At 57.2% G+C, this 20,911-nt stretch carries 17 protein-coding genes; 10 read left to right on the top strand and 7 right to left on the bottom strand.

From position 1 onward, the window contains the following. Positions 1-149: 149 nt before the first annotated feature. The 3 genes from M2418_RS17890 to M2418_RS17880 form a co-directional block, all read right to left on the bottom strand. Positions 150-758: a DUF2026 domain-containing protein gene (locus tag M2418_RS17890; protein ID WP_259148248.1), complete on the bottom strand. Its 609-nt coding sequence runs from the start codon at positions 756-758 to the stop codon at positions 150-152. Positions 759-825: 67 nt separating this feature from the next. Continuing rightward, positions 826-1,704, bottom strand: coding sequence for a hypothetical protein (locus M2418_RS17885; protein ID WP_259148246.1), 879 nt, complete (start codon positions 1,702-1,704; stop codon positions 826-828). Then, a complete protein-coding gene (locus M2418_RS17880; protein WP_259148245.1) occupies positions 1,704-3,335 on the bottom strand; it encodes an AAA family ATPase in 1,632 nt (543 codons plus the stop codon). Before M2418_RS17880 ends, M2418_RS17885 begins: the two co-directional genes overlap by 1 nt. 274 nt (positions 3,336-3,609) lie before the next feature. Between M2418_RS17880 and M2418_RS17875 the strand changes: the two genes are divergently transcribed. Both M2418_RS17875 and M2418_RS17870 read left to right on the top strand, forming a co-directional pair. After that, positions 3,610-6,909, top strand: a complete 3,300-nt coding sequence (locus tag M2418_RS17875) for a DEAD/DEAH box helicase (protein WP_259148243.1) — start codon at positions 3,610-3,612, stop codon at positions 6,907-6,909. A 94-nt stretch (positions 6,910-7,003) separates the two neighbouring features. Further along, positions 7,004-7,318, top strand: coding sequence for a hypothetical protein (locus M2418_RS17870; RefSeq protein ID WP_259148242.1), 315 nt, complete (start codon positions 7,004-7,006; stop codon positions 7,316-7,318). A 140-nt stretch (positions 7,319-7,458) separates the two neighbouring features. Here M2418_RS17870 and M2418_RS17865 read toward each other — a convergent pair whose 3' ends face one another. The 4 genes from M2418_RS17865 to M2418_RS17850 all read right to left on the bottom strand — a co-directional run bounded on the left by M2418_RS17865 (position 7,459) and on the right by M2418_RS17850 (position 11,391). Next, on the bottom strand, positions 7,459-8,208 hold the full coding sequence (locus M2418_RS17865) for a GntR family transcriptional regulator (RefSeq protein ID WP_259148240.1): 750 nt from the start codon (positions 8,206-8,208) through the stop codon (positions 7,459-7,461). Positions 8,209-8,365: 157 nt separating this feature from the next. Continuing rightward, on the bottom strand, positions 8,366-9,496 hold the full coding sequence (locus M2418_RS17860; protein ID WP_259148238.1) for a sugar phosphate isomerase/epimerase family protein: 1,131 nt from the start codon (positions 9,494-9,496) through the stop codon (positions 8,366-8,368). 101 nt (positions 9,497-9,597) lie between these two features. Continuing rightward, entirely contained in the window at positions 9,598-10,452 is an 855-nt protein-coding gene (locus tag M2418_RS17855) for an amino acid ABC transporter permease (RefSeq protein ID WP_206828743.1), read from the bottom strand. 3 nt (positions 10,453-10,455) lie between these two features. Continuing rightward, positions 10,456-11,391 carry an ABC transporter substrate-binding protein gene (locus tag M2418_RS17850; protein WP_173998436.1) on the bottom strand — a complete coding sequence of 312 codons (936 nt, stop codon included), beginning with the start codon at positions 11,389-11,391 and terminating at the stop codon, positions 10,456-10,458. A 531-nt stretch (positions 11,392-11,922) separates the two neighbouring features. Here M2418_RS17850 and M2418_RS17845 point away from each other — a divergent pair. The 8 genes from M2418_RS17845 (at position 11,923) to M2418_RS17810 (ending at position 20,085) form a co-directional block, all read left to right on the top strand. Further along, on the top strand, positions 11,923-13,140 hold the full coding sequence (locus tag M2418_RS17845) for an ABC transporter ATP-binding protein (protein WP_259148234.1): 1,218 nt from the start codon (positions 11,923-11,925) through the stop codon (positions 13,138-13,140). A gap of 19 nt (positions 13,141-13,159) precedes the next feature. Beyond that, positions 13,160-14,200, top strand: a complete 1,041-nt coding sequence (locus tag M2418_RS17840; RefSeq protein ID WP_132280820.1) for an extracellular solute-binding protein — start codon at positions 13,160-13,162, stop codon at positions 14,198-14,200. A gap of 9 nt (positions 14,201-14,209) precedes the next feature. Further along, positions 14,210-15,037, top strand: a complete 828-nt coding sequence (locus M2418_RS17835) for an ABC transporter permease (protein ID WP_259148233.1) — start codon at positions 14,210-14,212, stop codon at positions 15,035-15,037. Further along, the gene (locus M2418_RS17830; RefSeq protein WP_259148231.1) at positions 15,030-15,851 is read left to right on the top strand and encodes an ABC transporter permease; all 822 of its coding nucleotides are present in this window, start codon (positions 15,030-15,032) and stop codon (positions 15,849-15,851) included. Before M2418_RS17835 ends, M2418_RS17830 begins: the two co-directional genes overlap by 8 nt. 31 nt (positions 15,852-15,882) lie before the next feature. Continuing rightward, entirely contained in the window at positions 15,883-17,307 is a 1,425-nt protein-coding gene (locus M2418_RS17825; protein WP_259148229.1) for a Xaa-Pro peptidase family protein, read from the top strand. 1 nt (position 17,308) lies between these two features. Beyond that, entirely contained in the window at positions 17,309-17,971 is a 663-nt protein-coding gene (locus M2418_RS17820) for a flavin reductase family protein (RefSeq protein ID WP_173998444.1), read from the top strand. Next, complete coding sequence (locus M2418_RS17815; RefSeq protein WP_259148227.1) at positions 17,968-18,786, top strand: bifunctional allantoicase/(S)-ureidoglycine aminohydrolase; 819 nt, start codon at positions 17,968-17,970, stop codon at positions 18,784-18,786. Before M2418_RS17820 ends, M2418_RS17815 begins: the two co-directional genes overlap by 4 nt. Positions 18,787-19,401: 615 nt before the next feature. Further along, positions 19,402-20,085 (top strand): hypothetical protein, encoded by a 684-nt coding sequence (locus M2418_RS17810; protein WP_259148225.1) that lies wholly within the window; start codon positions 19,402-19,404, stop codon positions 20,083-20,085. Positions 20,086-20,911: the final 826 nt, after the last annotated feature.

The raw sequence follows: 20,911 nt of genomic DNA, 5'->3' as shown, positions 1-20,911 counted from the left end.
TTGGTGGCAATTTGCCAGTCTTGTTGCCAGAACCAGACAAGTCAGCAGACGGCCATTCCGAAAAGTAAGTTGTTGCATGGATTGGAAAATTTGATGCCAAAATGAGGTGCTGAACGACGGGGTCGACGGTTTAATTCGGTTCAACAGACTTACCACGAACCAGCGAGAGGGTTGCCAATCAAGGGTACTGGTTTGAGGTTCCCTTTTTGGTCTCCCACCGAAATCGAGGGAAGCATCTGCTTGGGAGATCGACGAAACCACTTCACCGCGATGCTGGCGAGGTCACCGATCATCGGCAGATTCTGCCAATCTGCGAATCGGGCGGCTGTCGCTTCAGGCTCCGATTGGTAAAAGAACGAGCCCGAATGGTTGAGATCATTGATCGACGACACCATCGCCGAAAGGTGTCGCTGGAACATTTTTGACGGCACGCCAAGCGGATTGGCCGTCTCTGAAAAAGCAGGGGCCATGAAATCGATCGCCCATCCGTCGGCCTCGGTCCAGCAATGGAAGTTTTCGCCGGCGCCGGTGACATAACCGTCGTCGCGGTGATCGGCAAAAAGGAGCATCGATCCATCAAGATTGTAGGCGGCGAGACCGCCTTTGGGCGTCGCTTGTATCTTGTAATGATGTTCAAGGATAAACGCACCGAAGGTGCTGAAGTACATACAGGCATATGCGGGATTGCCGCCTTCGTTGACAACGAGGCTGTTAATGACCCGGTAGATCCTATGATAGTCCGTTTGTTTGATCAGCATGGTAAGGGTGCCTTCAGCGCTCGTTTGGGCTAGCCGTTAGGTCTTCAGTGGCGAGTTTCCAGCTCGTCTATGTCGCCACGGCAATCACCGGGTCATCGACGCTGCGACCGGCTGCTGACAGTCTCGGGAACAGCCAGGCTATGACCGCAGGATCGAGCAAGCCCTGTGCGAACATCGACTCCCAATTGTTGAGAGAATCCTGGGCATAGTCCCGCGCATCTCGATGCTCGCAGATGGCTGCGATCAATTCAGCTTGGTTGGTGGGGATAAAATTCAGGGACCCGACGATCTTTCGCGGCGCGCGCACGAACTTGACCCACTGTTTTCCCAGCCAGTTCAGCACGCCAGTCCGCTTGATCACATTGTCCAGGTGGTATTCGATCGCGGGCCTGTCCGGGTGCGTGAGGGCAACCAGGATTTCGAGGTCTACGATCACGGTTGCATCCATGCCGGAAAACTTCGCTGCGTACAGACGTTCGTCCATGCATGCATCATAGTACGGATGGAGGATGCGCGCTCCCACGGCATGGCCCCTATAGTTCTGGCCACGCTTCAGGTTGCAATCACATGCCGGGACCAGATTCTTGGAGAAGATCGCAAATGCCGGGTGATCTTCCTTTGGTAGAACGTGATCCAGCGTGTGTGCGTGCAAGGAGCCACACATCGAACATGGTAATGCGAGATTGTCCTCGCGGATGTCATCGATGGGGTGGTGGCTGGTGGGCAAATCTTTGTAGTGTTTGCGCAGCCATTTATCCAATGGATCCGGGATCGGGACCTGCACGACCGCCTGCGCGTTCCCCGAGACGCTGTCATACTGCACGTAGCCGTTCTTCAGGGCTTGCCGGCATGCCTGTAAGCCCGGATAACTTCCAAGCCTGTGGTTGTCGACGAGAGCATCGACGCCTGCGATGTCATCGAAAATCGGAAAAGAGATTTTGCGCATCAGCCGATCTTTGCCCGAAGTTCGTTCAGGAATTCCAGCGACAACTCATTGCCGTAGTTTTCGAGGAGCTCATCCCAGGTCATCCCCGATGACTGGATGTTTCTCTCCAGCTCCTTCGCGAGATACGAAGGTTCGTCTTCTCCAAAAACGAAGTAGGAAATTTCTCCGACGTCTGCACCGAACGTCGCAAGGCGCGGTCTCTGGACTTCGATGCGTCTGTCGGCGTCAGCCCTTAGGATCGAGATCTGCTCCCTGAAAACCTCTCGGAGAAAATACGCAGAGTGCGTCGCGATGATGGCTGCGGACCCGGTCTGCGCCAGCAGGCTGTCCAGGATTGAGACGAAGCGCGCTATGAAGTTCGGGTGCAGATGGGTCTCGGGCTCGTCGAAGAGTAGGAGAGAGCTATTGTCGATTTCCAAGCTCACATAGGCGGCAAACTTGAGAAAAGAGATTTCGCCGCTACTCAGGCGAAGCGCATTGCCATCGGCGAAACGAACCGGATCGCGCCGGGTGTTAAGCGATGCAAACCGTCGGAGTTTTTCCTGTTCGCCGCCCTGGTTCAATGAGCTCAGTGGAATGATGCCGTCGTTTGTCCAGACCCAGATGGACTTCGGGTCTCCCAGCGCTTCGAGTGCATTGAGGAAAATCTGCCATCGGCTGCGATCCTTGATCGCCTGGTTCGACCGGGCGACGCTGACGATCGCTGTGATCAGACCGCCGGCTTTTCGAGTCGGGGTGGATCGCGCCAGGGCATAACGTGAATAGCGAACATATTGCCGGCGTCGCGCCGTGCCCGGAAAGATAGAGAGGGCCTCTTTCGTTGGGGCAAACGCCAGCATTCGGTTGAACTGAGCCCGCTCCCCCGTTTGTGGATCAATCAGGCCGCCGCCTTTTATTGCCCGCTTCGCGATAGTGCTGAGCGCTTGACTTTTCCCAACACCATTTTTCCCGATGATGATCGCCATCCGCTTTGGCAAGAAGCCGGTATGGTCGAAGTTGAATCTGAGCTCGTGCTCGTTTTCAAAAGCCGTGAGTTTGAACGACACGGCGATCGTCGGCGACATTCGACCGATTTCCTCATGGCCGAGACCTCGCAGGATCGGTCCTGCGTTCTTGTAGGCAAAAAAAGCTTCCGCGGTACGCGTTAAGGAATACTGGAAAACCGCAGTGTTCGGTGCGTCGCGCAAAATCGGAGAGTTTGCGGAAAACTCACCCAACGCGACGAGATCGCAGGTTTTCAGCAGGATTTCGCGAGCACCAGCGACGTCTGCATCGGCAACGAGCCCGCGATAGGCATCGAGGTCGGGCAGTAGCGTGAAGAATTTCGGAAAGTCGTCCCCGGGGACCACGGCCTTGTCTGGAGCCGCACTCTTGATGAGATCAGCGCCATTCACCTCGTCATTCGAGCTTTGTAGAAAGCCGATCATGCCAGAAAATTCGGCTGTCAGGCGAGCAGAGTCCCGGCGAACGAAAACATTGATCCGCGTCTTGAAGCGGAAATCGTCGAAACTGTCTCCAGACGGGGTGATCAGAATAGTATTATCTTCGATCGATCGGGCGTCGGAGGGCGTCTGCGAAGAGAAAAAGAGCTTGAACTGTTCTGTCGGAGTGTCCGAAGGCGAGACCATCATATGATTTCCATGTCATTGTCGCGGAATCTACTGATTGCTCGCGTGGCATGCATGATACGTATTTTGGTCGTGCAAGCAAACGAGCCTCGCCCGATGGTAGCAGCCTTGTGCACAGGGCTCGGGGTGAGTAATGCAATCGTTCCGTTCGAACTCTCTTGTGGAACAGGCGGCTTGCAATAGTTCGCCTCACTTTCCCGGCGTTGCAGCGGCTGAGGAGCTGCACTACTATTGAGGGTGCAGCAAAGGGTCCGCATTTCTTTTGCCTGGAGGCGACGTGGATACGCTTTTCAAAGAAGATCTCGAAATTTCGCTTCCGCCGCAATTCTCGATGGCTGGTAAAATCCATGGTGCCTCTGTCAGGAAACTTGGCCATCCCGGCTGCAAGCTGATCGCCTCTGCGAACGAGTTCACTGAAAAGCGAGTTCGGGGACTGTTTCTCCGCACTGCCGATGGACGGCGCGAGGTGGCAGTGATCCCTCGCAAGACCGATGTAGATCTGCCCAGCGACGAGATACTTCGCCATCCGGCAGCTTTGAGCCTGGCGGAGTTCCGAAGAGACACGACCCCAGGTGTCTGGATCAGACCCGCCGCCGCCGATGCCAGCAGCATCCCGTTCGAGCAACTCGAAGCTGGGTGCGCGGAGATACGCGCATCTTGGCGAGGGGCATTCACCTTTGCCGAAGAGCGAATAGTTGGTGATATCCTTGTCCAGCGCGGTCTCAGGAAGCCCCAAATAGGGGCGATACATGCTGCCCTCGGCCATTGGACTGCTTCTTCCGCCCCAGCGACCATCGTCATGCCAACCGGAACTGGCAAGACCGAGACGATGCTAGCGCTGATGGTCGTCGCCGAGGTCGAGCGGCTTCTTGTCGTCGTGCCGAGCGATGCCTTGCGGACGCAGATCTCGGAGAAGTTCCTGAGCCTCGGGGTTCTCAAGGACAGCGGCTGTCTCGCTCCTGAAGCGAAATTACCCGTCGTTGCGACCCTGGAAGAAATCCCCAAGTCGGTTGAGGAGGTCGACGAAATCTTCAGACGGGTCAACGTCGTCGTTACGACGATGGACGCGGTCGCCAAGGCAGGCGGGGAAGTCCAGATGAGGATGGTGGAGCTTGTCAGCCACCTTTTCGTCGACGAAGCGCACCATATCGCCGCCAAGACGTGGCGGGAATTCAGGGCGCAGTTCGCTAACCGCATTGTCCTGCAGTTCACTGCGACGCCGTACCGGACCGACGGACGACGCGTCGATGGCAAGTTCATCTACAACTATCCGCTCGCAAAGGCATTTGCTGAAAGGTACTTCAAGAAAATCCACTTCAAGCCGATTTACGGGCTTGACCGGGACGACGCCGACCTGCGGATCATCCAGGCCGTCAAGGCAGCGATGGTCCAAGACGAGGCAGAGGGCCATGTTCATCTCGCGATGGCGCGCTGCCGGATAATCGATACCGCCGTCAAGCTGCATCGTCTGTATTGCCAGCTTCTGCCGGAGTACAATCCCGTTATCGTTTACAGCAGCCTCTCCTCGAAGGCGAAGATGGAGGCTCTCCGGAAGTTGAGGTCCGGAGAGAGCAGGATCGTGGTCTGCGTAGATATGTTGGGCGAGGGCTTCGACCTTCCCGAACTCAAGATCGCGGCGCTGCATGACAAACATCAGAGCGAAGCCATCACCGTACAGTTTGTCGGGCGGTTCACTAGAACGAGGAAAGACCTTGGCGACGCGACGGTGATCGCCAACGTCGTGGCCGCCGGCATGCGGGACAGCCTTCAGGCCCTCTATAACGAAGACGCCGACTGGAACCATCTGCTCGAAGGCCTCGGAACCCGCAACACCGCCCGCGAAGAGCGGCGGCAGGAAGTGTTCGAGGGTTTCGATCAGCCGCCGACGGATTTTCCGTTGGATCAGGTGACACCTCGCCTCGGCGCGGTCGTCTACGAGACCACTTGCGAACGATGGGATCCAAACAGGATCGTCGATGCCTATGGCCCCGGTTCCATTATCGAAGGTCCGTCGATCAACTACGCCGAGCGGCTCGCGGTCTGGGTTTTGAAAACCGAAGAGAAGCTTAAATGGACGTCTATGAGGCAGCCCGTCAATACCGCATATCATTTGTACGCGTGCCATTGGGACGACGAACGTCAGCTTTTCTATGTCAGCAGTTCGAATCTGAGCGACCTTCACGCGCGGCTGGCCGAAAAAGTTGCCGGGGCCGATGCGAAGCGAATTCGCGGCGACGATGTCTTCAGGGTGCTCGACGGCTACAAGCGCTTGATCCTAAGCCATCTCGGACTTTCGGAAGCCGTCCGGAAGCCGATCAGGTATTCCCAGTTCATGGGCAGCGACATAGCCCCCCAGCTTACCGACGACCCCGCCAATCGCGGCCGGATGAAGACGAACATCTTTGGCCAGGGTTACACGGCAAGTGGCAAGTCAACGATCGGGTGTTCCACGAAGGGTAAGATCTGGTCATACGAGTCCGTTCATGGGTTCGCAGGCTGGATGGAGTGGTGCAAGGTCATCGGTGCGAAGTTGCAGGACTCATCGATCCAGCCCGACGGTATTCTGCGACGGCTAGTTCAGCCCACCAAGCTTACCTCGATGCCTGAAAAGCACGTCGTCGCCATCAATTGGCCAGAGGCGGTCCTCCATGTCGATGACGACCGGGTAGAATTGGTTTTCGGCGACGTCTCGGTTCCGTTCTACGATTGCGAGATCCGCATCCTGTCTCAGGTTCCGGGTACCGAGATCGTTATGAGGGTCGGCGGAGATGACAGATTTGTCGATGTGGCGATGACTATAGATGGCTCCGGTGCGCACTATACTCCGACGGCCGCGAGCGGTGTCCGCATCGGCAAGAAGACAACGGATCTCGTGTTCTGGTTCAAGGACGATCCGCCCCATATCTACTTCGCTGACGGAAACATGCTTCTGGCCTCCGAGCTGCTCAAGCTGCCGGATGACCACGCTCCGGCGTTCGATCCCGAGCGCCTGGTCGTCCGCGACTGGACGGGCGTCGACATCAGGAAGGAGTCGCAGGGGAGGGACAAGGACGCGACCAGCATCCAGCGGCGCGTAATCGACGAACTCCTGCAGAGCGGTGGATTCGATGTCGTCTTCGACGATGACGGGTCCGGTGAATCCGCGGATGTCGTGGCCATCAAGAAGGAGGGCGACGTCATCACGGTGGCGATGTTCCACTGCAAGTACGCGAGCGATGTCACCCCGTCAGCGAGGGTCGGCGATCTCTACGAGGTCTGTGGCCAGACGCAGAAAGCGATCCGGTGGAGGGAACGGCCCGACCTGTTGTTCGCCCGACTTAGAAAGCGCGAGACGGCGACACAGAAGAGATATGGTCTATCGCGGCTGGAGAAGGGCAGCGTTGTCGACCTGATTCAGTGGCACAACCGCTGGAGCGAATTCGACTATCGTTTCGAGATGACCGCTGTCCAACCTGGATACTCGAAATCGGAGGCGATCCGGCAGCGAGACAAGGGGCAGCTCGAAATTCTGGCCGCGACACAGTCACTGCTCATGGACACGTGGGCCATACCATTCACGTTCCAATGCAGTCCTTGAACTGGAGATTTTGAACCTGCAGGAAATTGGAAGCGTCAGTCCTCGAGAGTGCTAGATAGGGACGGTCCAGCTTCCGCTTCGATAGGAAAATTGCATGGCCGGTAATGAAGAAGACGTTTTCCGCAAAGCCAAGTCTGAATATCAAGCTCTACAGATTTTGCTGGTGCTAATGCTCCGTGAAGCATGTGGTCGCTCTAATGACAGTATTTTGGGGGTTTGCTTGGACAAATGCGGCATGTACGGGACCCCAGAAGAAATTCGGGGGGTCATAAGTTTTCTTGAGCGGTCCGGCTTGGTACGCACAGACAAGGTCGAAGAGTATGTGATCGTCGCAATCACAGACGCGGGCGAACGAGTTGCTGAGGGTAAGCAAGTCGTTGATGGAGTGGCGCGGCCTACGCGAAAATAGCAAGTTGATAGTCGAGTTCCATCAATTCCGGCCGTGAGAGGCGCAAGACCGGTTGTATCCAACAAAATCAGATGGATACATCATTTCAATGATGCTGAAACTACGGGTCTTAGGTCCGTATCCTTTCAAGACCTAAATGGTCAGGAAAAGTTCTCTAGCACCGCCAGGAACGTATGCCGATCCCCCTGGCCTTCGGTCAGACGTACGCGGCCCTCAATGTCGGCAAGGTGGTGATCCATCAATTGCTGAGCTTTGGCGAGATCCTTTGCCTTCAGCGCAGTCACGATCTGGCGGTGGTGGTCAGCGCCGCAATCGTCCTGTTTTTCTTCCTCATAAAGGGCCATGACCAGAGACAGGCGGGCGACGATTTTGGACAGCATCTCAGTCATGACGGCATTGCCACCGAGTTCCGCCAGCACGATATGGAACTTACCGGAGAGAACCGTCTTCGACTTTTCGTCGCCGTGATGGTGGATATGCTCTTCTTCGTCGGTCAGCTTTTCGAGTGCATCCAGTTGCTCGGTGGTGGCGCGGGCCATGACGAGATCTAGGATCGCGTGTTCGATCTTGCGGCGTGACTCGAACAGGGCCTTGGCTTCTTCGATGCCTGGTTCGGCGACGAAAGTACCGCGGTTGCGCTTGCGCTCCAGAAGATGGTCGCTTTCGAGAACACCGAGCGCGCCGCGGACGACGGTGCGGCTGACGCCAAAGTGGTCGGCGATCGCATCTTCGAGGATTTTCGTCCCCGGCTTCAGAGCGCCCTCGCCTATGGCGTTGGCGAGCGTTGTGCGAATCCGCTCGGAGACGTCGTCATTGGCGCTTTCAGCCGCATCAGCCGAGGCGTTGGCCTTCGGCGCTGCCTTCGTCGTTTGACGGCGCGTCCTTTTCATGTGGTACTCCAGATGCATGGCGGCCCAAGCCGCTCGATCTAATTATGTTCATAGAAATATTGTTGCGTATATCGTCGTCTGCCAGAAATCCACCCGGTCAAGACGTTATCAGATGTCTATGGCGGCTAGTACCGCCACAGACTGGGTGAGTGCCGGTTTATGCAGCGTGGCGCTTGGCAGTCGACGGGGAAAGCGCGATGCCCTTCTCCGCGCATAGCCTCTCGATGTAACGAGCCGAGTTCTTGATGAAGGTCACTGTCTCACCATAGCCGTAGGATTGGCGCTCGTAGGTCGGATAGCCGTACTGGCTCGCCTCATACGCTTCCCAATCCGGGATCTCGCCGGATTTCACGCGCGCTTCGAAGGTGTCCACCGTAGCCATGTAGACCTCCAGTTCTTCGGCGTTCAGGTCCGGATGCGCGGCGCGCCAGATCGGGTCATCGATCTGGATGCATTGGCGCGGATTCGCCTTGCGCGGCTTGTCTTCGACAGAGGCTGCGACTTCCAGCGAAAGGTTTAGATCCGGATTTGCCTTGGCAAGGATGGGAAGGATCGTGGGAAAATCCACGATACCCTTGCCGACCGGGCGGGTCTGGAAATCGAGACCTCCGAATGCTCGGCCGACATAGGCGTCTTTGATATGCGTCTGGCGGACGTAAGGCGCGAGGCGCTTTGCCGCAAACACCGGATGTTCCCCACGCTGCAGGCCGTTGGCCGTGTCGAACACGACGCCGATACAGTCATCGCCAACTTTCTCGATCAGCCGGAGGATTTCAAAAGAGGTGATTTCATCATGGGTTTCCATGTTGAGGTGGACGCCATTGGCGCGCGCGACGGGAGCAAGCTTCAACAAGATCTTCTCGATGGCCAGCAACTGCTCGTCCCAGGTGATATCGGTGCGAAAGCGGTCATTTGCCAACCTGCCACGGTATTCCGATTTGAAATTGCCCGGTGAGATCCACAGTTCGAGGCATCCGATCGCGGCGCTCGCCTCGATCATCCGGGTGAAGCCCAGAATGATGTCGCCGTCGCCGATCGCCCGGAATTCCGGAGCCTCGGCGCTGCAATAGGGATTGATCTTGCCGACACCGCTTTCGAGGTAAAGCCCAAGCTCGTCGGCTTTCGCCCGGATTTCGCGAAGCGCACCCTTGTCGAGCGTCGGGCTCATGTCGAGAACGGTCGGGAAGAACAGGCCACCAAGACCAAGCTCCTTGACATGGTCGAGGCTTGCCAGCGGCCCGCGCTTCAGGAACTCGGGAAGTTTTTGGCTATCGATACCCAGTCTCATGATGATCTCCTTAGTGTTTCCTGACGGGATGCGCTGCGATGGCGATCCCTGCTTGATTTAATTTTCTTGAAGCTGCGGCCGGCGCTTAGGCCTGCGGATGGTCACTTCTCATTGCTGTTCGAGCGGCCTTTCGGTGCCAGTTTCCGTTCCAGATAATGCTGGCCCACCGAGGCGATTGTGGTGATGCCGAGGTACCAGAGTGATGCGACGCAGAGGAGTTCAATGACCAGGAAGTTGCGGGCATAGATGGCCTGTGCCTGTGTCAGCAGATCCTGCATGCCGATAACCGACACGATGGCACTCGCCTTCAGCATGCCGATCGCCTGGTTGCCGGTCGGCGGGACGATGAGACGGATTGCCTGCGGGAGGACGACAGTCCGCAAGGTCTGGAGTGGTCTGAGGCCCAAAGAGGATGCGGCTTCGCGCTGTCCCCGATCCACGGCTGTCAGACCGCTACGGATGATCTCGCTCATATTAGCCGCCTCGTGCAGGCCGAGCGCCAGAAAGCCTGCAAGGGCGGGTGTCACAATGTCGTTGACCGAGACGGACCAAGAACCGAAGCCGATCTCAGGAATGAAGAGCGCGATGTTGAACCAGAAGAAGATTTGGACGATCAGCGGTACGCCGCGAAACCACCAGACGAAGGCGACGGCGATCGCCTTCAGGACAACGTTCTGGCTGGTCGCCATGATGGCGACGAGGCAACCGATAACGATGCCGGCGGCCATGGCGCCGGCCGTTAGTTCGAGCGTGAGGACGACGCCGTCGAGAATGACGGGGTCGATCATGTAGCGCGGGATTTCACTCCATTGAACGCTTTGATTCCGCCCAATGACCAGAAGCATGAGAGCCAGCGCGATGATCGCGACGGCACCAGTCACGAGCTGCCCGAACCGAACTGTCTTGCCGATCGGAGGAGCCATTGGCATGCTGAGAGACTGTTGGGCGAAAGACATGGCTCAGTCCACCGGCATCGAGGCAGCGTCGTTGAACTTGACGGTCTTCACGGCGAGCGGGCCGAGGCTCCATTTTTCCATGATCGCCTGATAGGCGCCGCTATCGACCATATGTTGGAGTGAGGCGACCACCGTATCGCGCAGTTCCGGATTGTCTTTGGAGACCAACATGCCGAGATAACCGACGGCAAGTCGTACATCCGGTAGCGCCTGCAGGCCGACACCCTTGCCGGTTTGCTTTTCGGTCGTGTAGACGCTGGTTGCGTAGCCGTTGACGGTTGCATCGGCGCGACCCGTGCGCACCGCCTGCAGGACGTCCGGCATTTTCGGGATGGACATGATCTCGATCGGCGCCGTCGTGCATTTTGCCGATGCGGCGACGACCAGCCTGTTCTGAAAAGTGCCGACCGGCACGGCAACCTTCTTGCCGCAGAGGTCTTCCATGCTCTTGATTCCGAGGGGATTGCCCTTGGTCGTCATGATGGTCGTCGCATCATACATGTAGTCAATCACATCGACCTGCTTTTCCAGCTCCACGTCGTCATTGATGCCGGAGAGCGTCATGTCGAAACGCTTGGACAACACGGCCGGAACGATTGCCGCGCCCGCGCCGACATTGGTCATCTGCATATCGACGCCGAGAATGACGCCCAGCGCCGCGGCAAGGTCCGCATCGATGCCGACGAGCTTGCCGGCTTCATCCTGAAAACTGATCGGCGGCGTCAGGTCCGTCGCAACCTTGATGACCTTCTTGCCCTTGATGGCGGCAGGCAGGCTGTCGGCCAGTTTCTGATTAAAGGCGATGCCCGGAAGCTTGGCCACGTCCGCATCCGGCACCATCTTGACGGGCGCGCCTTCCGCGGCCTGTGCAGTCGATGCGATGAGCGCGAACGCGATGCCTGCAAGACCGGCTGTGAGAGTTTTCTTGAAGCTATGCATGCGGAACCCCTTTTCACATTTCTACGTCGTGAATTTTCAGGATAGTTCGATGCAATCACCATGCCACCTTGGATATAGCATCTGTATGCTGTTGTTTTTCATGTGATATTTTTTCATCTAAAATATTCTAGGGAATTCGAACAAATTTTCGCATATCCGTGCGAACATACTTTGATGAAAAAATGACCTTTAAGCTACCGCAGGGCCGACCGGACTCGGTTGGCGCTAGCTAATTTACTGATTTTACTCTTTATCCTTTGCATACCCGAGATCGATGGCACATCCGCGCAAGTGGCGCAAAGCGGTGAAACGGCACGATTTCTACGCTGACAAGCCGAAATCGGTGCACATCAAATCATCGTTCAGTCGCTAATGATGCACAATTTATAGATTGTTACGTTATGCCGCCGATCCGTAATTATGGATATACGAAACTAGATAAACCAAAAATTGAATATGTTAATCAATTGGTTGATCCATGTTCGACCGCGCTCATTGTAGAGTTGGCACGTTGCTTGCAAATCCTTTGCCATGACCCAGAGCGAACTCAAATTTGCCGATCGATCACATCTCCGCCTGATGCCGGCGAGCGCGATGCTCTCGTCAGGTCAGGCGCAACCCGAGGGGATATTCATGCCGCAGGCTTCGAATGCAGCAGAAGGCAGAGAGCTAAGCGTTCGTGGCCTGACCCATAGTTATGGCGGGCAGAATGCGGTCAGCGACATTTCGTTCGAGATAAAGGCGGGCGAGATCGTTGCGCTTCTGGGGCCGAGCGGGTGCGGCAAGTCGACGGTGCTGCGCGCCATTGCGGGCCTAATCCAGCCGAAAAGCGGGTTGATCCAGCTTGGCGGCCAGGATCTTGCCAATGTCTCGGCCCGTGCGCGTGGTATCGGCATGGTGTTCCAGAACTACGCGCTGTTCCCACACCTGACGGTGGCCGAGAACGTCGCCTATCCGCTCGCCTGCCAAAAGGTGGCGCGCACCGAGCGTCGTGAGCGGGTGGTAGAAATGCTCTCGCTTGTGCAGTTGAAGGGTTTTGGCAACCGACTGCCGCGCGAGCTTTCCGGCGGCCAGCAGCAGCGCGTGGCGGTGGCCCGCGCGATCGCAGGCCGCCCTTCGCTTCTGCTTCTCGACGAGCCCTTCGGTGCCTTGGACCGGGCGCTGCGTTTCGACCTGCAGGTCGAACTGCTTCATCTGCAGAAGACGCTCGGCATTACCACGCTGATCGTTACCCATGACCAGGAAGAGGCGCAGAGCCTCGCCGGCCGTCTCGTGCTGATGAACAAAGGCAATGTCGAACAGATCGACACGCCGATGGCCGTATATGACCGGCCGAAAACGTTGTTCGTGAATACGTTCATCGGACAGGCCAATGTGCTGCATGGGAAAGTGGACCGCCTGGAGGCTGAGGCAACCACGATCGCGCTTACCAATGGCAAGGCTCTCGTTCTGCAGCGCCGCCTGAATTTTACCACGGGCTCCACGGTCACGATTACCTTCCGTCCGGAGGACGTTCGCCTGTCTGCGACGCCGAGCGCATCGGCGCTGCCGGCGAGGCTGACCGTGTCAGTGCCGCTTGGACCCACCCTTGTCCATGATCTCCTTCTCGAAGACGGGACCAACCTTCGTGCCTCGGAGGTCCGCGGACCTTCGACCTTCATTCCCGAGCCGGGAGCACAGCTCTTTGCCGAGATAGACACCATGAGGTGTCACGCCTTTCCGAGCGAACCGGAAGCATTCCGTGAATAACAACAACAGAGGTGAACAGATGCAAGACTTCAACATCACACGACGTCATTTCGGACTGCTTGCCGCCGGTGCGGCTGCAGCCGCGACCGTTCCTTTTGCTGCCCGCGCGGCCGGTGGCACTGCTGTTGCCGCGACCTTTCCGGGTAATTGGGAAGACGGTTATCGCAGCGTGCTGACGCCGCTCGTCAAGGCGGCCGGTTTCGATCTGACAGTTGCCCCGGCCATGGCGCAGGATCAGCTTGCCAAGGTCATGGCAAGCCCCGGCAACCCGCCTTACGACACGCTGCTGATGTCGCCCGGCCAGATGGCCGTCGCCGTCGAGAACGACCTTATCCAGAAGATCGACCCGTCGAAGCTGAAGAACTGGGGCATGCTCGATCCGGCATTCCAGGGCGAGTACGGCCCGACCGTGACGGTCGAAGTCAACGGCATTGCCTATAACCCCGATCTCGTTCCGGCACCCAAAGGTTATCGCGATCTCTTCGAAAACCCGGCCTACAAAGGCCTCGTTTCGTGGACCGGCTTTGCCTCCAATACCGGCGTGATGGCCTATACCGAGATCGCCAAGATTTTTGGCTCCGGCCCGACCGACATGGATGCCGTCTTCAAGCTGTTCAAAGACCATCCGGAACACATCAAGGGTGTCGTTGCCAGCACCAACCACCAGATGACACTGTTCCAGCAGGGCGAGATCGCCGTCTTCATGTGCTCGACGGGCAATGTCGCCAAGCTCAAGGCTCTTGGGCTCAAGGCGGAGTTCGTTCAGCCTGAAACCGGCTCGCCGGCAGCGCCCGTCAATATCCATCTGACCAAGGGCGCCAAGAATGTCGATGCAGCCTATGCCTATATGGATGCCGCGATCTCCAAGGCCGCGCAGGACCAGTTGAAGATGCCGCCACGCGAAATGTTCCCGACCAACAAGGACGTAGAACTGACGCCAGGCATCGAAGCCTATGTAAAGCGCGAACAGCTGGCCTCGCTCGTCTATCCGGACTGGGCCGCGATCAACAAGAACCGTGCGGAATGGATCCGCCAGTTCGACGCCCTCGTCGCCGGTTGAGGTAGCGCCATGAAAGCGAGCGGCTTCCCATACGTTATCCCGATGCTTCTGCTGTCGGTGGCGTTCTTTGCGACGCCGCTCGCCGTTCTCGTCGGGTTCAGCTTTATCGGCCCCGACGGCCTGTCACTGCACAACTATGCGCGCTTTCTCGGCGATGCGTTCAACTACCGTGTCCTGATTAACACCGCCAAGCTTGGCCTGCAGACCATCGTCAGCACGACCCTGCTCGGCGTGCCGATCGCGCTTCTCTACTGGCATAGCGGCAAGACCGCCCGCCAGATCATCATTTTCCTGACGCTGATCCCGATGCTGACCAGCAATGTGGTGCGCACCTTTGCCTGGATCGTCATCCTCGGGCGGCAGGGACCGATCAGCGAGACATTCGTGGCGCTTGGACTTGCCGAGCGTCCGTTCTCGCTGATGTCCACCGAACTTGGCCTCGTCATGGCCATGTGTCAGATCGACCTGCCGCTGATCATCCTGCCGCTGGTCGCCATCTTGTCGCGCATCCCGGTCACCTATACCGAGGCCGCGCAGGTTTCGGGTGCCGGCCCCTGGCGCATTCTCGTCACGGTTCTGTTGCCGATGATGCTGCCCGGCCTTTTGGCGGGATGGATCCTTGTCTTCGCCAGCACCAGCGCGTCCTTCGTCACCCAGGCCGTCATCGGCGGTGCTCGCAATGTCTATGTACCGCAACTGATCTACCGCGAGGTAGGTACGCTGTTCGACTGGCCGATGGCCTCGGCGATCGCCGTGGTGCTCCTGTTGTCGACCGGCATCCTGCTTGTCGCCATGACCATGATTTCTCGTCACCGGAGGCTCGTCGGCCATGCGTAACCAATCCGAAAACCCGCTCCCCGCTTTTCTCTACAAGGCATTCGTCTTCGGCTTCGGCGGCCTGAGCCTGATCTATCTGGTGGCCCCGATCGTGATCGCCATCACCATGTCCTTCACAGCTGGACAGACGCTCAAATATCCACCGGAAGGGTTCTCGCTACGCTGGTACGAGGCGCTGCTCGACCCGCTCCGCTCCAGCACGGAACATATCGCGGCCGGCAATTCGCTGAAGATCGCGGGCCTCGCAGTCCTCGGCTCGCTGCTCTTTGCTGTGCCCGCCACGATCGGCATGGCACGGATGCGTCGCCGTTCAGTCAACACGATCGAACCGCTGCTTCTCGCCCCGCTGGTGCTGCCGAGCCTCGTTTATGGTCTCGCAGCTCTGATCGTCGCCAATTTCGTCGGCTTTCAGCCGTCGCTCTGGCTCACCGTCGTTGGCCATGTCGTGGTGTTCGGGCCGCTGATGTATCGCGCCGCCTCTGTCGTTGCGCAAGGCATCAATCCCTCGCTGGCGGAAGCCTCGACGGTGATGGGGGCGACCTGGGTAACGACGCTCAGGCGCGTGATCCTGCCCTTGCTGACCCCCGGCATTCTCGCCGGCGCATTCCTCGTCTTCATTCAGTCGCTCGACAACGTCTCCGTCTCGCTCTTCCTCGCCGATGCGCAGACGACAGTCCTGCCACTCCGGATGTTCGCGCTGATCGAGGAATCTCTCGATGTGCGCGTCGCCGCCATGTCCGGCCTGCTGATCGGCCTGACCCTGGTGGTGATGCTGGTGGCAAGGCGGGTGCTGGCGCCCTCACGACAAGCCTGATGCAAAAATAATCCTGGAAGGAATACCCCCAATGAACATGAATGCCACCAAGGCAGGAGCCTACCGCGTCGGATCGCTGCTTGCCGATTTCCAGCCGGATTTCGATTTTGCCGCCCCGCTCCCCCTGCCGGTCGAGGAATTTGAGGATCGGCTGCGCCGTATCCGCCGTCAGGCGGTCGAGGCCGGACATGATGCGCTGATCGTCCATACCGGTGGGGTGGGCTGGTTCCACACGTCCAACCATTATCTGCGTTATATCTGCGACTGGATGCGCGAGGGCGTGTTGATCATCCCGACGGATGTCGACAAACCGATGGTCCTTCTGTCCTTCTTCACCCAGTCCGTGCTGTTGCCGCCGGGCGGCGAACCGGTTTTGGTGGAGGACATCTGGCAGATCGGACCAATCGGCCGGGAATATGCGGATCGTCCGGGCGACAGCGTCATCAAGACGGCGGAAAAATGCGCCGAACTGCTGGCCGGAATGGGGCTTTCCAAGGCGCAGATCGGGCGTATCGGCGACCGGACCTCACTGACCTTCTGGGCAGGGCTAGATGAGTTGATGCCGAAGGTGAAATTCGTTGCCGACAATGCCATTCTCGACCGGATGCAGAAGGTGCGCTCGCCGCGCGAGATCGAGATGTTCCGCGCTGCCGCCCAGCTCATCAGCATCGCCACACAGGCGGCCTATCATGTGGCAAAACCGGGCGTGACTGACCACGAGATCTATGCTGCCTTCACCCAGGCGCAACTCTCCTTCGGCGGCGAGACCGGTGACGGTTACCAGATCGGTATCAACGAATTCGGCACCCATTGCGGCAAGCCATACGGCCATGTCGTGCGACCGGGAGACCTGATCAATCTCTATGTGTCCAACATCACCTATCGCGGCTATACCGCACAAACCGCCCGCATGATTGCCGTCGGCGAGATCACCAAGCGGCAGGAAGAGGTGCTGGCTGCCTGCACCGAGGGCGTCAAGCGCGCCGAAAAGCTGATCCGGCCGGGTGCGTTGATGCGAGACGTCAACAATGCCGCTTTCGAGCCGATGATCGAGCGCGGCATGCTGTCTTCGCCTGAGGCGCGCACCATGCCCTATAACTGGGCTCCGATGGACGATGGCAGCGCTCGCCTGATCCCGCGTCAGTATGTGAAGAACATCGACTGGGAAGCCCAGGGCCGCACCTTGATGCATGTCTATCCGGCGACCCATGGGCCGCATAACCCCAATCTCGGTCATTCCGTCGGCATGGCCGGCGGGCAAAACAGCTTCAACATCTCTTCCCACAACTATGACCGTATGGAGGAGGGCATGGTGTTCGTGCTGCACACGCAGTGGCTGGAACCGCTGTCGGCCGGCTGTAATGTCGGGGACATGTATGTCGTCACCAGAGACGGGTTCGAGAACCTGTCGCGCCACACCCCGCTTGAAACCCACCGTATCGCTGTTGAGGCCTGAAATGATCGACCATACCCATTTCGATTTCGCCAAGCTCACCGAGCGCGAACGCTACAAGATCTTGATCGGCACAGTCATCCCACGGCCGATCGCGCTGGTGACGACCGTCAGCAAGGACGGGCAACCGAACGCCGGCCCCTTCAGTTTCTTCAATGTGCTGACCCATGATCCGGCAATCGTCGCGATCGGCGTCGAGAATTATTCCGACATGCGCTTCAAGGACACCGCCCGCAATATCCGCGAGACCGGCGAGTTCACCGTCCACATCTGCGACAATGCGCTGGTCGACCAGATGGAAGTCTGCGCCATCAAGTTCGGCCCTGAAGTGGACGAGATGGAAGAAGCAGGCCTTGCAACCGTACCGGGCCAGATGGTGAAAAGCCCGCGCATTCTGGCCGCGCCTGCCGCCCTGGAATGCCGTCGCCACACAACGCTTCAGGTCGGTCCGGCACGCGAGATCATTCTTGGTGAAGTCGTCGGCGTGTTCGTTCGCAGTGATGCCGTCAACGCGTCGAACCTGCATATCGACCAGCAACTCATGGATGCCGTCGGTCGTATGGGCGGACATACCTATACCCGCACCCGCGATCAGTTCGACATAAAGACGTTGACGCCACAGGAATGGGAAAACCGTCAGGGCGGTTCAAAGGCAGCTGCCGAATGACAAATGGCCGGTATTTCTCGCAGGTCGGCGGCTTGCCGCCACAGACGCAGACGCTTACCAGCAAGGCCGTGTTCACCACCGCCTATGCGGTAATCCCGAAGACCGTGATGAGCGACATCGTCACCAGTGTCCTGCCGCATTGGGAAAAGACGCGCGCCTGGATCATCTCGCGCCCCTTGAGCGGCTTTGCCGAGACCTTCGCGCAATATATCGTGGAAGTGGCGCCAGGCGGCGGCAGCATGAAGCCGGAGCCGGATGCCCGCGCGCAGGCCGCGATCTTCGTGGTCGAGGGCGAAGGCACGATTACTTACGACGGCAAGGACCGGCCGCTACGCACCGGCTCCTTTGCTTATATCCCGGCTGGCGGTCAATGGATGCTGAAAAATGACAGTGCTGCGCCGCTTCGTTTCCACTGGGTACGCAAAGTGTTCAAGATCGTCGAAGGTCTTAAGGCGCCGCCGCCGGTCTTCATCCATGAGGACGAATGCACGCTCGACTGGATGCCAGATACCAACGAGTGCTGGGGCACGACCCGCTTTCTCGATCCGAACGATGTTCGTTATGATTTCCATCTGAATATCGTGACGTTCGAGCCAGGCGCCAGCATTCCGTTCATGGAAACCCATATCATGGAGCACGGGCTCTATGTGCTGGAAGGCAAGGCCGTCTACCGGCTGAACGAGGACTGGGTCGAGGTCGAAGCCGGCGATTACATGTGGCTGCGCGCCTACTGCCCGCAGGCTTGCTATGCCGGCGGCCCGGGCCGTTTCCGCTACCTGCTCTACAAGGACGTCAACCGTCACCCGGATCTGTAAGTTCTTGATAAATAATAGATGTGGTGGCGAAGAGTGAGCGGGGCGTAGGTTCGTATCCGCTCAAGAGCTTCGCTCGTACTCAATAAATTCGGCAATCAATCTATCCGTTTCACACCATGTGAAAACAGATCGAGGGCCCAATATAAGGTATTCAAAAACTGCGTCTCGATAACGGTATCACCTTGCGTGCCGAACTTTGGAAAATGTGCAAAGAACTCTTCGACCTGATTTGCGCTAAACTCGCCAATTGAAAGCCGTTCGATAAGAGCTTCGCTATTGTCCTTGGATGGGTATGACGCCCGGGAAAAATTGATGTTGCATAGATCGACTCCATTGGCGTCGGGTTCGCACGTCATGTAGCCAGGAATCTCACCGTTTCTGATGAAGAGATGGGTTTCTGCATTGTCCGTGGGGCTAGCCTTGAAACACCAAGCCAACTTTCCTCGAACCGGGGTTATGGCAGGGCGTCAAAAGTCACGGTCGTTTTGGTGCTGCTATGCGTATTGGCCTACACAGAGTTGCTTCCACGCTGTGTGGTCAGGAGCACAGCGTAAGGACGTAGTTGGTACTGAAGATCTATAGCGCTGTAGAAGCGCAACCTAAAAGTGAGGCTACATGGCGGTCGCGGTCTCGTTTCTAATTGTTCGACTTTGGAAGCCGCGCTCTTTCTGGCAAGGCAGGATTGGGAAAATCGGGTGCGTGGTTGTTGTTGTGACGCTCGTGCTCGATTCGACAGCTCTTATGTTTCAGCATGGTGTTTTTAGAGCGCGAGCATGGCCGGTAACCGGTTTGTTTGACCAAGTTATCGTCACGCCGGCTGGTCATGTCTTTATGAATGTGAATGATCCACTTGGATTTGGCAGCCGGGTGCAGCTCTATAGTTGCCAAGGCGTATTCAAGGCTGCTTTTCAGCCGGATAATGCCGGCGGCTCGTACAAGATCGGCGTCAATCCAGATGAAACCCTAAGCATCTACAATGCGAAAACGCGCACGATCGATACTTTCCGCGATGATGGAGCATATGTTGGCCAGCAGAAGGTAGGCAGAGAGCAGATTCCGTTCGATTTTGACAAATCTGGTCCATCAGTGACGGCCGCAAACGGGCGCGAGATCCTAGTGGATCCCTACACTAGGAAACTGTCGGTAAAAGACGATAAGGCCACGAGGCCTCTGGAGGCTGGTGAGTGGATTTTGGTCTATGTCGTCAATAGCAGAAACATCGCGCTCCTCATCTTATTCGGCGGTTTGCTGGGGGCATCCACTCGCCTTAAAGCTTCACTGGCAGCGAGAGAACGCTGATGACAAACCGTATGGTGAAAAGGTTGAAGTCATGAATGGTGGAAGTCCAGTCCCATTGAGGCGAGACGAACCTGCAGGAGCAGAGGCCCCTCAAAAGACGCAACTTTTTTTTAAGGGCGTTTGAACGTCAGACGTTTCGTGGCCGAGGACATTCCTACTGCCACTTTACTCATAAAGCAGTATCACAACATGACGCTGTTTCGTGGTGAGCAACTGTCGGAACGAAAGCTCGATCAGCATTTTCAACTGATACTTTCTCGGCCTGCCGGAATGATAGGCATGTTGTGGAATACGAAGAAGAGGTCATCGGATTAGCTTGGGCAGCGGCGAGTGGATACATGCTCACGGATGGTCCGCCGATAGTCAGTGTCAGCCTTATCGCCGTTGATCTGGATTTACCTGCTGGTAGGCGAGTGAAAGCATTCCTGTCGTTGATTTCAATTCGACAGTGGTCGAAAAATGTTGTGCGAGGGATACGTTATTGGACGTAACTACCGGTTTCCGCCTTAATTCAATCTGACAGGTCAATAAAGGCAAGCGGGGGTATCCTTGTTGGTGGGAATTATCTTTTCTCTTTGACCATTTCACGAAATGGTGTTGGTTTCGCCAAGTCGCAGATGTCAGAGCTATGCGACATTATAAACTCTTCTTGCAAAAAATAGAAGAAATGCAGTTCGGTAAAATTGTTTTTACATCTCCCGTGTGAGCAATGTTGATGGATATAATGATGGAAAACCACAAAATGACCGTAATTGATCGAGTGATGCTCTTCGGGAAGAAAGTAGAGTGTGCAAAAAAGCTGAATGATAGTATTACTGTTTTTGCA

Origin of the sequence: Rhizobium sp. BIGb0125 (assembly GCF_024810055.1) — a bacterium.
In the GTDB taxonomy this organism is placed as follows: domain Bacteria; phylum Pseudomonadota; class Alphaproteobacteria; order Rhizobiales; family Rhizobiaceae; genus Agrobacterium.
Note: the sequence above shows the minus strand (reverse complement) of the source record. Positions and strands in the feature narration are given on the sequence as shown.